Origin of the sequence: Streptomyces viridochromogenes (assembly GCF_001270495.1) — a bacterium.
GTDB classification, from domain to species: Bacteria; Actinomycetota; Actinomycetes; order Streptomycetales; family Streptomycetaceae; genus Streptomyces; species Streptomyces viridochromogenes_A.
In genome coordinates, this window is record NZ_LGUR01000224.1 from 49,771 (window position 1) to 64,091 (window position 14,321).

General features: G+C 70.3%; 14 protein-coding genes. 2 read left to right on the top strand and 12 right to left on the bottom strand.

What is annotated here, in order from left to right; translation table 11 throughout:
* Positions 1-37: 37 nt before the first annotated feature.
* The 4 genes from ADK36_RS32120 to ADK36_RS32135 all read right to left on the bottom strand — a co-directional run bounded on the left by ADK36_RS32120 (position 38) and on the right by ADK36_RS32135 (position 4,650).
* Positions 38-1,066, bottom strand: coding sequence for a PDR/VanB family oxidoreductase (locus ADK36_RS32120; protein ID WP_053200005.1), 1,029 nt, complete (start codon positions 1,064-1,066; stop codon positions 38-40).
* A complete protein-coding gene (locus tag ADK36_RS32125) occupies positions 1,066-1,962 on the bottom strand; it encodes a metal-dependent hydrolase (RefSeq protein ID WP_048584810.1) in 897 nt (298 codons plus the stop codon). The genes ADK36_RS32120 and ADK36_RS32125 overlap by 1 nt, the downstream gene beginning before the upstream one ends.
* Before the next feature lie 82 nt (positions 1,963-2,044).
* Positions 2,045-3,970 carry a hypothetical protein gene (locus tag ADK36_RS32130; protein WP_053200007.1) on the bottom strand — a complete coding sequence of 642 codons (1,926 nt, stop codon included), beginning with the start codon at positions 3,968-3,970 and terminating at the stop codon, positions 2,045-2,047.
* Positions 3,971-4,152: 182 nt separating this feature from the next.
* Positions 4,153-4,650, bottom strand: a complete 498-nt coding sequence (locus ADK36_RS32135) for a tetratricopeptide repeat protein (protein WP_048584828.1) — start codon at positions 4,648-4,650, stop codon at positions 4,153-4,155.
* A 100-nt stretch (positions 4,651-4,750) separates the two neighbouring features.
* Between ADK36_RS32135 and ADK36_RS32140 the strand changes: the two genes are divergently transcribed.
* Complete coding sequence (locus ADK36_RS32140) at positions 4,751-5,182, top strand: hypothetical protein (RefSeq protein ID WP_048584812.1); 432 nt, start codon at positions 4,751-4,753, stop codon at positions 5,180-5,182.
* Positions 5,183-5,285: 103 nt separating this feature from the next.
* On the opposite strand, the gene ADK36_RS32145 is transcribed toward ADK36_RS32140, so the two are convergent.
* From ADK36_RS32145 to ADK36_RS32180, 8 genes are all read right to left on the bottom strand, one after another.
* Positions 5,286-6,839 (bottom strand): DUF1996 domain-containing protein, encoded by a 1,554-nt coding sequence (locus tag ADK36_RS32145; protein ID WP_048584813.1) that lies wholly within the window; start codon positions 6,837-6,839, stop codon positions 5,286-5,288.
* A gap of 203 nt (positions 6,840-7,042) precedes the next feature.
* Positions 7,043-7,696, bottom strand: a complete 654-nt coding sequence (locus tag ADK36_RS32150) for a LuxR C-terminal-related transcriptional regulator (protein WP_048584814.1) — start codon at positions 7,694-7,696, stop codon at positions 7,043-7,045.
* Entirely contained in the window at positions 7,681-8,964 is a 1,284-nt protein-coding gene (locus ADK36_RS32155; RefSeq protein WP_053200009.1) for a sensor histidine kinase, read from the bottom strand. Before ADK36_RS32155 ends, ADK36_RS32150 begins: the two co-directional genes overlap by 16 nt.
* Before the next feature lie 52 nt (positions 8,965-9,016).
* On the bottom strand, positions 9,017-10,042 hold the full coding sequence (locus ADK36_RS32160; protein WP_048584816.1) for an SDR family oxidoreductase: 1,026 nt from the start codon (positions 10,040-10,042) through the stop codon (positions 9,017-9,019).
* Between the two features lie 84 nt (positions 10,043-10,126).
* Positions 10,127-10,666 (bottom strand): winged helix-turn-helix domain-containing protein, encoded by a 540-nt coding sequence (locus ADK36_RS32165; RefSeq protein ID WP_048584817.1) that lies wholly within the window; start codon positions 10,664-10,666, stop codon positions 10,127-10,129.
* Between the two features lie 376 nt (positions 10,667-11,042).
* Positions 11,043-12,074, bottom strand: a complete 1,032-nt coding sequence (glnII, locus tag ADK36_RS32170) for a glutamine synthetase (RefSeq protein ID WP_048584818.1) — start codon at positions 12,072-12,074, stop codon at positions 11,043-11,045.
* Positions 12,075-12,365: 291 nt separating this feature from the next.
* A complete protein-coding gene (locus ADK36_RS32175; protein WP_048584819.1) occupies positions 12,366-13,088 on the bottom strand; it encodes a hypothetical protein in 723 nt (240 codons plus the stop codon).
* Positions 13,089-13,207: 119 nt separating this feature from the next.
* On the bottom strand, positions 13,208-13,573 hold the full coding sequence (locus tag ADK36_RS32180) for an ArsC/Spx/MgsR family protein (RefSeq protein ID WP_048584820.1): 366 nt from the start codon (positions 13,571-13,573) through the stop codon (positions 13,208-13,210).
* Between the two features lie 268 nt (positions 13,574-13,841).
* On the opposite strand from ADK36_RS32180, the gene ADK36_RS32185 reads away from it, so the two are divergent.
* A complete protein-coding gene (locus ADK36_RS32185) occupies positions 13,842-14,168 on the top strand; it encodes a hypothetical protein (RefSeq protein ID WP_048584821.1) in 327 nt (108 codons plus the stop codon).
* Positions 14,169-14,321: the final 153 nt, after the last annotated feature.

Here is a 14,321-nt window from a genome sequence, read left to right on the forward strand (position 1 = left end):
AATCCGGCCCCGAACGGACCGGACCGGTCACGGACGTTCACAGATCCAATACGAGTCGATCACCTCGCGCCCGCGACACACAGATCAGCATCGAGTCGGCCCGCTCCGCGTCGGTCAGCAACTCGTCCCGGTGCTCCACCTCGCCCTCCAGCACCCGCTGTTGGCAGGTCCCGCAGAAGCCCTGCTCGCACGAGTAGGCCGTGTCGGGCAACTCCGCGCGTACGGCGGCCAGGACGGTCGAGTCGGCGGCGACCGTCAACGTCCGTCCGCTGCGCCGGAGTTCGACCTCGAAGGCACCGCCCGCCGAGACGCGGGGCATGAAACGCTCCAGACGGACACGGGGGAACCGCTCCTGCACGGCGGCCATCAGTCCCTCCGGCCCACAGCAGTAGACGGCGGCGCCCTCGGGCACGTCCGCGAGGTGCGCGTCGAGATCCGGCACCCCCTCCACGACGGTCACCCTCCCCGTCCCGCCGCCCAGCTTCTCGACCTCCTCCAGGAACGGCATCGAGGCACGGTCGCGCCCGCAGTACAGCAGCCCCCACCCGACACCGTCGGGCAGCGCCCGCAGCATCGGCAGGACGGGCGTGATCCCGATGCCGCCCGCGACGAAGACGTACGACTCGGCCTCGGCCAACGGGAAACGGTTCCGGGGCCCCCGCACCTCCAGCTCCATCCCCTCCCGCACCTGCTCGTGCACCTCGCGCGAGCCGCCCCGCCCGTCCGGGACCAGCCTGGTCGCCACGGTGTACGACGAGGTGTCCTCCGGGTCGCCGCACAGCGAGTACTGCCGCACCAGCCCCGACGGCAGCACGAGGTCGAGATGCGCGCCGGGCTCCCAGCGCGGCAAGTCCCGCCCCTCCAGCCGTAGTTGTACGACCCCCTCGGCGACCTCTTCCCGCGAGGCCACCAGCAGCCGCAGCGCCCGCGACCGGGGCCGCCCCGAGACCGGCTCCTCCAGGGCGGGCATCGGCCACAACGGCGAGGTCCGGATACGGCGCCGCAGCGCCCGCCGGACGAGCAGGGCGGAACCGGCGACGACGGCGACGGTGCGGAGCTTCGGCATCAGGCGGCACCCTTCGCGGACTTCTCGGCGGTCTCGGCGGCCAGCGCGGCGGGGGAGGAGGCCAGATAGGCGACGGCCTGCGCGGTGGAACCCTCCTGCGAGGGGTGGTACGCACGGCTCAGATACCGGGGGATCGACCTGAGCATGTCCCCGGTCGCCGGCAGCGTGCCCCGCCTGCCCCGGACGTAGAGGTCCTTGAGGGAGACCCGGCCGTCGACGAGCGTCGGATCGTTCTCCATGAAGAAGCGCGCCCCGCGCTGCCACAGGAAGACGAGGGCGGTGAACGCGGTCGCCCAGGTCCGCACCCGCCGCCGGTAGCCACCGTCGACATGCATGAACAGGTCGAACGCGACCGACCGGTGCTCGACCTCCTCGGCACCGTGCCAGCGCAGCAGGTCCAGCATGGTCGGGTCGGCGCCGCGGCGGTCCAGCTCCTCCGCGTTGAGCACCCAGTCGCCGAGGAAGGCGGTGTAGTGCTCGATGGCCGCGATGATCGCCACCCGCTCCATCAGCCACCAGCGGCGCGCCCGGCCCGGCGGCAGGGTGCGGTCGCCGAGCAGCTTCTCGAAGAGCCAGTCGACCTGTGCGGTGTACGGCGTCGGATCGAGCCCCTGCTCCCGCAGATGCGGCAGCACCTCGTCATGGGCCTGCGAGTGCATGGCCTCCTGCCCGATGAACCCGATGACGTCCGCACGGAGCCGCTCGTCCCGGATGTACGGCAGCACCTGCTTGTAGACGTGCACGAACCACCGCTCGCCGGCGGGCAGAAGCAGATGCAGCACGTTGATGGTGTGTGTGGTGAGGGGATCGCCGGGCACCCAGTGCAGCGGGGTGTCGTCCCAGGAGAAGGACACCTTGCGGGCTTTGAGGGGTATCCGGTCCTGCGTATTGGACATGGCGTCAATGTACTGACGGGTAGGTCCGAGGTGAACCCTTGTGCGGCCCCTTATTTACATTCCTGTCAGCAAGCCGGGGGTCTCACTTGAGCCCGTCGATCGAGCGTCCGCTCTCCAACGTGCCCTTCAACTCGGCCCGCGCACCCTGCTCGGCCCGCACGGTCAGCAGGCTGCCCTGGGAGGTGCCGCGCACCCCGCCCGTGGCCCGGATCGACTCCGTGTCCCGGGTGCCCGCCGCCAGCAGATACCAGTTGCCCGCCTGCGCCTTCCAGAGCACCCCCGCCAGCACATGGGGATCACGCGCCCCGCACGCCGACACGTTCTGCGCCTTCGCCGTCACCGACGCGTGCGTCGAACCCGGCGTCCGGAACTGGGCCAGCACCCGCTCGCCGCCACCCCGCCAGGTCTCGGCGCGCGTGCACACCCAGTCCGCCGAGCCGGTCCCGTCGGGGAGCGCCTGCCGGGCGAACGCCCAGGCGTTGACCGTGCGCACACCCGCCGAGCGCATCGCGCCCAGCCAGCAGGAGTACGGCGCCCAGGCGTGCCGTGCCTGTGTGCCGGACACGTCCTTGGTCTCCCCGGGGCGGCCGGTGGTGAGGCGGGCCGGGACCAGCTCGGCGAGGTCGGTCAGCAGACGGGTGCCGGTGCTGTCGGTCACCTCCAAGGCGTTCCACGACGAACACGAGCCGGTCTGCTGGGCGGCGGGGCTCGCCAGCGGCGAGGTGACCCCGTCGGTCACGGTCAGGCCCATCGCCCCGGCGTCCGGCTTCAGCAGGTCCCGCTCGGCCGCCTTCTTCACCCAGGGCGCCATCAGATAGCGGACGTTGCCGTCGGCCCGGCTCAGCACCACCGCGCTCGCCTCTGCCCTGGTCGCGTTGTCGACCCGGGAGAAGTCCAGGGCGGCACCGGCCGTGCCGTCCTTCGGCTCGGCGTAGCGGGCGATGCGCAGCCCGTCGTAGAGGATCACCACGCGTACGTTGTCGATGAGCCCCGCGTACAGCAGCTGCGGCGCGCCGGACGGGCCGCCCGCCGGGGTGCCGGGTGTCGCCGAGACCGTGACCTTCTCGCTCGGGCGGGCCCACACGGCGAGCGCGCGGCGCAGCAGGGCCGAGTCGTCGGTGAGGTCGCCGCGCGCGGGCCACACGGAGAAGTCGGTCCGGGCGGAGGACTGCCAGGCCAGCGCGGGGACCTTCGTCAACTGGGCCGGATCGAGGGCCGCCTCGGCCGCCGGGTTCTGCGCGTACGAGGGCGCTGCGGGACCGTCGGGGCCCCAGCCCTCACCGGGCAGGCCGAGCAGCGCCCCGCACACGAGGAGGGCGGCCCCGGCGGCGAGCGCGGCCTTCGTGTGCTGCCGGCGCCGCATCAGATCGGTGGGCCGGGCGTGGAGCGAGCACGGGTCGAACTCGGGGGAGCCGAGCAGCGCGTGCTGCGCCGGCACGGTGTCGGCCTCCTCCAGAGCGTCGTCCACATCCTCGACGCCGGCCGCCGTCAGCACGTCCCGCACCTCGCCGTCCGGGAGCTTCTCCAGCCCGCGCAGGACGTAGGCGGCCCGCGCCGGGCCGGACAGCGCCGACAGTCGCTGGTCCAGAGCGAGCTCGTCGGCGCCGCCCGACCGGGGGAAGAGGCGCAGGCCCCAGATCTGGGGCAGCAGGGGCGGCAGTTGGGAACGCTTGGGCCAGGCCAGGCGGCGCAACGGCAGGCCCGCCTCCAACGCCGTACTCAGGATCCGGAGCCGGAGGAAGGCATACCCGGGGTCGCCCTCGCGTCCCGTCGACTGGGCCGGGATCGTGGGCGCCGACGCCGCCCGGCCCCGGGGCAGCGCACGCTGGGTGAGGGAGTGCGCGGTCACCACACGCCGGTTGCGGCCGAGGCTCGGCGGCAGCACCAGGTAGGCGAGCCGGACGAGACGCGGATAGTGCTCGACGAGCGCGGCCTCGGCCCGCTCGACGTCGACAACCGGATCGGCCGAGGCGGGCGCGGGGCGCGGGGCGACATCCTGTGACTGCACGTTCAGCAGAACGAGCGAATGGTCAGTAGGTCACAGGTGTGTGGACGGGCGCCGGGGCCGCAACGCCCTGAGGGGCGCGGGGCTGTATTGGACATGCGGCTGAAGCCGCGTGGGCGCGACCAGCCACGACGGGCCCGCAGACGCGAGACGGCCTGTCGCGGCTCTTCCTCCGGGCGGCTCCTCTAGCGGAGCGCAGCCGCGTAATTCGCCATCGACCTCTGGTAGCGCGGCAGATGCGCCGCAAGCGCCCCCAGCACCAGCGACAACCCCTCCCGATCCCGCCCGAGGCTCGACAGGCACAGCGCCAGCGTCGCCCGTACCGCGTCGTCCAGCTCGTCGGACGGCGCGTCAAGTTCGGGCGTCAGCAGCTTGACGCCCTCCTCCGCCTGCCCGATGTTCCGGAGCGAGCTGGACAGCTGGATCTTGGCCCGCCGCCCCTTGTAGCCGCTCACGTCGCTGAGCCCGCGCGCCAGCGCCTCCCGGTACAGCGGTACCGCCTTGTCCGAGTGCCCGGTCGAGTCCCAGGCGCATGCCTGCTCGAAGGGGGCCAGCGGGCTGTCGTACGGCAGTTCGGCGACGAGGGCGTCGATGACGGCACGGAAGTCGGCCGCGTCCTGCTCCGGGTAGGTGCCGAACGTCGACCACGCGGCGGTCACGCGATCTTCCCAGTCCTGGTTCATCGCGCCACTCTCGCACGGGAGGGCGAACACCGGCAGCGGTATTTTGAGCGCTCCGCGCGCGGGAGCCGTATCCATCGGGAGGCCCCTCAGGGAGGAAGACATGAAGGTGACCCGACCGATGCTCGTGGCGGCTGGTGTCGCGGCGGTGTTCGCGCTGGCTGGCTGTGGATCCGGCGGTGACGAGCAGGCCGCGGTGCCCGAGACCGCCACCGGCAGTCTGGAACACCTGGCCGCCGAGGCGAAGTGCAAGCCGAACATGCAGACCGACGCCGACGAGATCCGGCAGGCCATCTGCAAGAGCGGCAAGGACAAGTACGTCCTCGCCACCTTCGCCACCGACCGCGGCCAGGCCGAGTGGCTGAGCGGCGCCAAGGACTACGGCGGCTACTACCTCGTCGGCCGCAAATGGGTCGCCGTCGGTCAGGAGAAGACGGTCACGGCGTTGCAGAGCAAGCTCGGCGGGACCATGGAGGAAGGCTCCGAGCACATGAATCCCGGAGGCAGTCACAACAGCGGCAGCCACCACGGCTGACCCCGGATATCACTGACCGCGGATATCGCAGATATCCGGGACAGACGAAAGTCGGCGGTGGGAGGAGATCCCACCGCCGACTTTCGTTACCGGTCCAGAACCGCTACTGGCAGTCCTGCCCGCTGTTGATGCAGTTGACCATCTCGTTCATCGTGTTCTCGTCGAAGAAGTTGATGAAGTCGTTGTGGTCGGTGATCGCCTTGTGCAGCTGGTCCGGGAAGGAGTCGACCGCGAAGGCGTTCTGGACCTGTCCGTTCTGGATCTGCGGGGCCGGAACGTCGTAGACCAGGCGGACCTGGAGCTGGGGGATCGCCTGGAAACCGTTGGCGCAGGTGCCGTCGCCCTGGACGAACGCCACGTGCGTGCGGTGGTTGGCGCTGTCGATGTTCTGACCGTCCCAGCAGCTCTGGAAGTTGGACGTCCGCACCACGGAGCTGCCCTCGGGGCAGATCGGGAGCTTGTCGTGCAGCTGGACCTTGTCCTCGAAGCCGGTGCAGCTCCAGTTGGCGTTGGCGTTGGCGTTGCCGTTCACGAAGGACTTGGCGTCACCGGTGATGATGCGCAGGGCCTGCGGCATCGCGACGACATCGCTCGTCTTGTTGCCGACGAACTTCAGCTGTGCCTCGCTGGCCTCGACGATCGTGCCGACGTTGCCGTCCTGACCGCCGCCCGGGGCGTTGGCGTCGATGTCGTTCTGTCCGTCCTGCACCCGCAGCACCGGCCAGAAGTACGACGACTTGTCACCCTGGTTCTGGCAGGTGGTGTTGCCGTTCGCCAGGTCCTGGTCGCTCGCGAAAGCGTTGTTGGCCTGGTTGCCGACGTAGTCGTGCTGGTGCTGCGCACCGTTGCTGACACCGGGAGCGACGATCACGTTGTCCGAGTTGCGGTTCTCGTTCTCGTTGACGCCGCAGTTCGTGGTGAAGCTGCCGGTCGAACCGCTGTCCCCGTTCGCGGGGAGGCCGTTCGCGCCGACGCCCAGCTGGGCGTTGCCCTGGACCTGCGTGATGTCCACGAAGTCGTCCGCGTTCGGACCGTTGCCGGCCTGACCACCGTTGCCGCCCTGGTCCTGTCCGCCGCCGTCCTGGCCGCCCTGGTCCTGGCCGCCCTGGTCCTGACCGTCCTGGTTCTGGTCCTGACCGTCCTGGTTCTGGTCCCCGCCCTGCTGGCCGTCGTTGGTCTCCGGCTGCTCGGCCGGGACGCCCTGGCACTGGGCGAGCTGCTCCAGGTTCTGCGGTCGCTGGCCGCCGGCCCGGTTGATGTTGATGCCGATCCGGTCGAGCGTGGCCACGCGCTTGGACTTCAGCGGGCCGAGGATGGCGTTGTTGACGAAGTTCGCGTCCCCCGCCTGGGCCTGCCGCGTCTCGGCGAGACGCTTGTAGGCATCCGTGACCTGCCTGTCCAGCAGCGCCAGCTCCTTGGCGACGCCCTGGCGCGCGCTCTTCGGCACCTTCGTCAGCTTCTGGCCGACATCAGGGCAGTTGATCGTCGCGACCTGGGCGTTCGCGGACTTCGTCTGGTTCCACCCAGAGCTGTCCTCGTGCGCCGAAGCATAGAAGTTGGCCCATACAAGCCCGCCCCCACCGAGCGCTAGGGCTGCCGATGCGGCTATGGCCTTGGTGGCCAGCGGCGTACGGCGTTTTCTTGTGTTGCGTCCCATGGAACTCCTCTGACTTCCTTTTTCGGGGCATCGAGGGCGCCCGACAGGAGTGAAGCGGCTCCCATTCATACGGAGCGCGTCCCAGGGGTGTTCAGTCGTCCCGGAAATTGTTGAGAGATTCGTGAGAGCGCTGTGTGCTCAACAGCCCCGGAAACACCGGTAGTTGTTGATCCCGCACGGCGGGTGAATGGCCGGGTCCGTTTTCACCGGCCGTGGTCGAGATACGCGAGAACCGCCAGCACGCGACGGTTGTCGTCGTCCGACACCTCCAGGCCCAGTTTGGCGAAGATATTGGCGGTGTGCTTCGCGATCGCCCGTTCCGTGACCACCAGTCGCTCGGCGATCGCCGCGTTCGTCCGCCCCTGCGCCATCAGCTCCAGCACCTCCGTCTCGCGAGGTGTGAGCCGGGCCAGCGGCTGGTCGTCGGCCGCGCGCCGGGTCAGCAACTGCTGGATCACCTGCGGATCCATCGCCGTGCCGCCCGCCGCGACCCGCCGTACGGCGTCCACGAACTGGTCCGCGTCGAACACCCGGTCCTTCAGCAGATACCCCACCCCGCCACTGCCGTCGGCCAGCAACTCCCGGGCGTACAGCTGCTCCACGTGCTGCGACAGCACCAGCACCGGCAGCCCGGGCTTCTTCCGGCGGGCCTCCAGCGCGCACTGCAGCCCCTCGTCGGTGTTCGTCGGCGGCAGGCGTACGTCGACGACGGCGACGTCCGGCTCCAGCTCGGCCAGCGCGCGGGCCAGCTCGGGGCCGGTCTCCACGGCCGCCGCGATCTCGAAGTCGTAGGCCTGGAGGAGCCGGACGAGTCCGTCGCGCAGCAGGAACAGGTCTTCGGCTAGGACAACGCGCAAGGGATCTCCATGGTGACCATGGTGGGACCGCCCGCGGGACTGCTGACGGCCAGGACGCCGTCGAATGTACCCAGTCGCCGCTCGATCCCGGCGAGACCCGAACCGGCCTCGATCACGGCACCGCCCTTGCCGTTGTCGGTGACGGTGACGCGCAGCATGCCGGCGCTCTCCGTGTGCGCCGTGTGGTGGAGGTCGATCCAGATCCGGTCGGCGTCGGAGTGCTTCACGGCGTTGGTGAGCACCTCGCTGACGGCGAAGTAGGCCGCCGACTCCACCGGCGCCTCCGCCCGTCCGGGCAGCTCCACGTTCACCTCGGTCGCGATCGGCAGCCGCAGCGCCAACGCCCTCACGGCGTCGCCCAGTCCACGCTCGGCGAGCACGGGCGGATGGATGCCGCGCACCAGGTCGCGCAGTTCGGCGAGCGCCTCGACGGAGGACTTGCGGGCGTGTGCGAGGAGCTGCTTGGCCTTCTCCGGGTCCTTGTCGAGCAGCACCTCGATCGTCCCCAGGTCCATGCCCATCGCCACCAGTCGCGCCTGCGCCCCGTCGTGCAGGTCCCGCTCGATACGGCGCAGCTCGGCGGCGGAGGTGTCGACGGCGTCGCGTCGGGTCTCGGTCAATACCCTTACGCGCTCGGACAGTTCGCCCTGATTGGAGCCGAGGACGGCTTGGGTGAGACGGAAGTGGACCTGGAGCAGGCGTGCGGTGAGGAAGTGGGCGAAGAAGAGGAGGACGAGGGCGAGGGCGCCGGCGCCGAGCGCGGATGTCTGGTCGTGAACCCGCACGAAGCCGTACCAGTAGCCGCTCTCTCCGTCCAGGACCCGCCACAGCCACGCCGCGATCGCGAACCCCTCCAGCGGATAGAACAGCAGCACGGCCGGCAGCAGCGCCGTGACGAACCCGGCCGTCATGTCGACCGGCAGCCACCGCAGGTCCCGCCAGGTGGCCGGGTCGCGGAGCATCCCGAAGGTGCGGGTCCACGGATTGGCGTCCTTCGGCAACGGCCGGTACGCCGGCGGAATCCGCACCCCGCCCCACTCGGCGGCGAGCACCCGCCGCCAGTCGGCGTACGCCCGAACCCCCGTCAGCACCCAGGGCGTCGTGACAAGGCCGACGCCGATCGGGATCAGCGCGATCGACACGAGGGAGAGGACGAAGCAGAGGACGGACCCCGGCAGCGTGATCAGGGCCAGCCCCAGCCCGCGCAGCGCCGCGACCCCCATGCCCCGCGCCCTCGAACTCCGTGCGCTTTTCGTGTCGTTGGTCATGGCGTCAGTCTTGCCGAGGACGTGGTGGGGGTCACTGGGGCGGGGCCCCCGATCAGGAGGTGGTGTCAGGTACACCCCCCGCGCCCGCGAGCACCTTCGCCTCCACCTCCGGATCGAGCCCCTTCGACGTCCGGTCCGGCCGCATGGGCGCCGTGCCGCCGATGTCCGTCAGCCACCGCCAGGTGTCGGCGACGGTCTCCTCGACCGGCCGGCAGCGCAACCCCGTCGCGACGGCCCGGGACACATCGGCGCTGTGCAGGGCGTCGTGCATGTCGCTGCCCGGCGGCACCCACACCGGCAACTGGGTCCACGGCTCGATGCCCGCGTCCAGGATCACTTCCGGTTCGGTCCAGCGCAGTTCGGGGTCGCCGCCGACGGTGGCGACACACGCGTCGAGGAACTCACCCATGGTGGTGTGCCCTTGCCGGCTCGTCAGGTTGTACGGCCCGCTGAGCTCCCGCTCCACCGCACCGAGGATCCACTCCGCGTGGTCACGGACATCGACGTACTGGAGCGGAAGATCCCGCGGCCCGGGCGCGAGGACGGGCCCGCCGCGCGCGATACGACCGAGCCACCACGGCAGTCGGCCGACGTTCTCGTACGGCCCGAGGATCAGCCCCGCCCGCACCAGCACCGAGCGATCCGCCCCGAACTCCTCGACGGCGGCCAGCTCGCCGCCCCGCTTGTCCCGCGGGTAGTCGCTTTGGTCCGCACCGGCCTCGGCGCCTTCCACCAGCGGCGCGTCCTCGCCGTACCCGGCGGGCGGTGCCCACTCGTACACCGAGCGGCTCGACACGTACACATACCGCCCGGCGCGGCCCCGCAGCAGCCGCGCCGAGTCCCGCACCGCGCGGGGCGCCGCCGACCAGGTGTCGACGACGGCGTCCCACTCGCCGGTGTGCTCGGCGAGGGCGGCGAGCCCGTCGGACGCGGTGCGGTCGCCTCGCAGCAACCGCACCCCGGCCGGGGGCTCGTGCCGCCCCCGGTTGAAGACGGTCACGTCCCAGCCGCGCCCGAGGGCCGCCTCCACGACGGCCCGCCCGGCGAACTCCGTACCACCCAGCACCAGAAGTCTCATGCCGCCGACTCTGCCCGGTGCGGGCGCGGGACGGAACAGGACTCTGCCGTCAGCAGAAGGCTTTCGGGGGAGCGGCCGCCCAGGTCAGCGCCCGGCCGGCGGGGCGTACTTGTACCCCACGCGCCGCACCGTCCGGATGGTGTCCCGGTGCTCGGCGCCCAGCTTGCGGCGCAGCCGGGCGATATGGACGTCGACGGTACGGCCGTCCCCGACATGCCCGTACCCCCACACCGTGGTGACCAGCTGGTCGCGCGTGTGCACGCGATGCGGGTTGGCCACCAGGTGGGCGAGCAGCTCGAACTCCAGGTAGGTGAGGTCGAGTTCACGCCCGTCGACCGCGGCGGTGCGCCGCACGCTGTCGACGCTGACGAGGGGATCGCCGGCCGCGGGCGCCGCAACCGGCGGCTGCTGGTCGGCCGGGACGAGCACCAGGTAGCCGATCATCGGCGGCTGCCCCGGCAGCGTGGGCAGGGAGTGCTGCGGAGCGGGCAGCCAGGTGGCACCCGGCGGCAGGAGGTCCGCGACGTCGATCACCTCGTCCCGGTCCACGGCGCGCAGATGATGCCGTGCACCGGTCGGGGAGTTGAGCGTGGGGGCGGTGGAGAGAGAACGAGTGGTCGCCATGAGAGGTCAGCTCTTTTCGCGCGAGAAGTCCGTTGGAAGACGTACGTCGTTGCGCGCTGGCCGAAGGCCGGGAGGTTACGGCTTTACAGGGCCCGCGCGTTCACGCGCGGCAACACACCCGGTCGAAGTCGTGGTGCTGACGGGAAGGCCAGAAGGGCTCGAGGTCATGGCGACCTGTCGCGGAGTACTTCTGGAAGCTGGCCATACCCCCATTGAAGCAGAGACCGCCCACGGAGAGGAGCCTCCTCTCATGGGTCGGACGCTTCCTTGACCCGAAGTCGATGTTGCGTACCTCACCCCACCACGGCATGCCCCACGGACAACGAGAGGGGCGCCCACCGTCCCGGTGGGCGCCCCTGAGAAACCGTGGCGAGGATCAGACCTGGCCGGCCTTCTCCAGCGCGGAGCAGCAGGTGTCGACGATCAGCCGCGTCACGACGTACGGGTCGACGTTGGCGTTCGGACGACGGTCCTCGATGTAACCCTTGCCGTCCTGCTCGACCTGCCACGGGATACGGACCGAGGCGCCACGGTTGGAGACACCGTAGGAGTACTCGTTCCACGGGGCGGTCTCGTGCAGACCGGTCAGGCGGTCGTCGATGCCGGCGCCGTAGTTCTTGACGTGGTCGAGCGGCTTGGAACCCTCACCGAGCGACTCGCACGCGGTGATGATCGCGTCGTAGCCCTCGCGCATCGCCTTCGTGGAGAAGTTGGTGTGCGCACCGGCGCCGTTCCAGTCGCCCTTCACCGGCTTCGGGTCCAGCGTCGCGGAGATGCCGAAGTCCTCGGCGGTGCGGTAGAGCAGCCAGCGGGCGACCCACATGTGGTCGGAGACCTCCAGCGGGGAGACCGGGCCGACCTGGAACTCCCACTGGCCGGGCATGACCTCGGCGTTGATGCCGGAGATGGCGAGACCGGCCGCCAGGCAGTTGTCCAGGTGGGCCTCGACGACCTCACGGCCGAAGATCTCGTCGGCGCCGACGCCGCAGTAGTAGCCGCCCTGCGGGGCCGGGAAGCCGCCCTTGGGGAAGCCGAGCGGGTAGCCGTCCTGGAAGAAGGTGTACTCCTGCTCGATGCCGAAGATCGGCTCCTGAGCGGCGAACTTCTCGGCGACCTCGGTGAGCGCGGCACGGGTGTTGGACTCGTGCGGCGTCATGTCGATGTTGAGGACCTCGCACAGGACGAGGATGTCGTCGCCGCCGCGGATCGGGTCGGGGCAGGTGAAGACCGGCTTGAGGACACGGTCCGAGGAGTGGCCCTCGGCCTGGTTAGTGGAGGACCCGTCGAAGCCCCAGATCGGCAGCGCGTCCAGACCGGCGGGCTCGCCCGCCATGATCTTCGTCTTGGAACGGAGCTTGGCGGTCGGCTGGGTGCCGTCGATCCAGATGTACTCAGCCTTGAAGGTCACGGGCCACTTCCTTCGGGGGTGTGTCTGACGCACTGCGGGTGCTGCGGCGCTGCGGCACTGAGGCGCCGCTCTTGTTGCCCGCGAGCCTGTCAACAGGCGATTTCCCGATCATTGCTCGAATGTGAACCCCGTGTTACCTGGGGGTGGTGTGGCGCGATTCACTGCGACGGCTCGCAGGCATCCCGCCACCTGGCCGCACCGCACCGCACCCGCCCCGCACGCGTGCGGGCCCTGCCACCCGTGGCCGCGAGTGGTAGGACCCCTGACACGTACGACGTGGTTACCGGAGCCTCACCCCACCTTCTCGATGACCGCTCGCCGAATCAGGAACTTGCCGGCTTCACGCACCTGCTCGAAGGCCGCGTTGTTGAGCAGCACGCAGCTGCCGGAGACCGAGGTGACCTCCACCGTCGTGGACTTGTTGTTGTCCAGGTTGGTGACCTTCAGCTTCGTACCGGCCGGGAACTGGTTGCTGGACGCGGCCGGAGCCCCGCCCTCACCCGACAGCGTCACGGTCGAGCCGTTGCAGACCTGCTGCCCCGAGGCCGCGGCACCGCCGCCGGCGTCCCCCGCATCCCCCGCGTTCCCGCCGGCCCCCGCATCCCCCGCGTTGCCGGCGGTGTCGTCCCCCGCACCCCCGGCTTCCTCGGCACCCCCCGCGGGAGCGCTCGGCGCCGGCTGCGAAGCCTGGGAGTCCTGAGCCGACTCCCCAGCGACACACCCGGACGCTTCCTGCTGGACCTTGATCTGCGCGATGACGGCCTCGCGGTTGGCGATCCGGGCTTCGGACTGCGCGTCGGGGTTGGCCTGTTGCCCCTCGATGAACCGCTGGTTGTTGCCGAGCGCGGTGGCGAGCCCCTGGCAGACGCTCGACTCCGCGGCGGACTTGACGGTCGGCGTCTGGGAGGCGTTCGAGGTGCTCGCCATGACGAAGGCACCGCCTCCCGCCACCGTCGCCGCACTCACCAGCAGCGCGAGCTTTTTCTTCGTACTGACAGTTCTCCTACGCGACATGCGCGCCTCCTGAGAGGTCGGGGAGCGTACGCCGCTATGTACGAGATACCGAACGAAGTTACTCAGTGGTTTCGTGAGCCCCTGAAGTAACCTGCGTCACATTGGCCCTGAGGGGCCCTTCAGCCTTCCCGGGACAGCGCGTCCCGCACGGCGTCATCGGTGCGCGCCACCACGGCCGTACCATCCTGCGCCGTGATGATCGGCCGCTGGATCAGCTTCGGATGCTCGGCCAGGGCCTTCACCCACTGCTCCCGCGAACTCGCGTCCCGCGCCCATTCCTTGACCCCGAGCTCCTTGGCGACGGCCTCCTGGGTCCGGGTGATGTCCCACGGCTCCAGCCCCAGCCGGTCGAGCACCTCCCGGATCTCGTCCTCGCTCGGCACGTCCTCCAGATAGCGGCGCACCGTGTACTCGGCCCTCTCGGCGTCGAGCAACGTAAGGGCGCTACGGCACTTGGAACAGGCGGGATTGATCCAGATCTCCATGCCGCTCACGGTATCCCGAGCCACTCGGAACGACCCCCCGACCCGGGGTGTCACCCTCGCCTCCGCACACCCGGTGTTCGAATTTAACGCCGCCTCACACTCACCTCGCGGCACCGGCGTGACACGGTGACAACTTAATTGCTGACCAGGGCATTTCAGTGATGCTCAGGGCCCCCTGATTGTCAGTGCCGGGCAGTAAACTGTAACCAGTGTTCGAGAGCGTCGCCGGGTAACCCGGCCGGCGCTCCACCGCGACAGGAGGATGCCTGTGCCCGCTGCCGCACTGAAGCAGAAGCCGACCCGCAAGCCGCTGCCCACCCAGTCCACCGCGCAGCACCCGGTGCTGCTCGACCTGCCGTACGCGCCCGTGGAGAAGCGGCCGCTGCCGCCGGGCCGACCGCGTGAGTGGTACATCACCCACAACCGCCGCCTCAAGGCCCTGCGCCTCGCGATAGCCCTCCTCGACACGGGCGTCTACATGCCCAACCAGGCCCGCAACGAGACGATCCGGAGCACCGCGGAGACGATCGGCGTCCACCCGCCGTCGGACACCACGTGCCACATGGTGCGGGCGCTCATGAGGTACTCCAGGTAAGCCGCGCCGCCGCGTGCTGGATGCCCCGGCCGTCCCGGTCATCAGGGCATCCAGCACCCGGCGCGCACCCCTACGCCGACAACTCCCGCTCCAACGGCGTCCGGAACCGAGGCGTCACCCGAGCCGCTCCCACCCAACCCCGCACCCGCTCCG

Coding starts and splice junctions, on each gene's coding strand:
- ADK36_RS32120 (WP_053200005.1), bottom strand. CDS start 1,066: ATGCCGAAGCTCCGCACCGTCGCCGTCGTCGCCGGTTCCGCCCTGCTC.
- ADK36_RS32125 (WP_048584810.1), bottom strand. CDS start 1,962: ATGTCCAATACGCAGGACCGGATACCCCTCAAAGCCCGCAAGGTGTCC.
- ADK36_RS32135 (WP_048584828.1), bottom strand. CDS start 4,650: ATGAACCAGGACTGGGAAGATCGCGTGACCGCCGCGTGGTCGACGTTC.
- ADK36_RS32140 (WP_048584812.1), top strand. CDS start 4,751: ATGAAGGTGACCCGACCGATGCTCGTGGCGGCTGGTGTCGCGGCGGTG.
- ADK36_RS32145 (WP_048584813.1), bottom strand. CDS start 6,839: ATGGGACGCAACACAAGAAAACGCCGTACGCCGCTGGCCACCAAGGCC.
- ADK36_RS32155 (WP_053200009.1), bottom strand. CDS start 8,964: ATGACCAACGACACGAAAAGCGCACGGAGTTCGAGGGCGCGGGGCATG.
- ADK36_RS32160 (WP_048584816.1), bottom strand. CDS start 10,042: ATGAGACTTCTGGTGCTGGGTGGTACGGAGTTCGCCGGGCGGGCCGTC.
- ADK36_RS32165 (WP_048584817.1), bottom strand. CDS start 10,666: ATGGCGACCACTCGTTCTCTCTCCACCGCCCCCACGCTCAACTCCCCG.
- ADK36_RS32175 (WP_048584819.1), bottom strand. CDS start 13,088: ATGTCGCGTAGGAGAACTGTCAGTACGAAGAAAAAGCTCGCGCTGCTG.
- ADK36_RS32180 (WP_048584820.1), bottom strand. CDS start 13,573: ATGGAGATCTGGATCAATCCCGCCTGTTCCAAGTGCCGTAGCGCCCTT.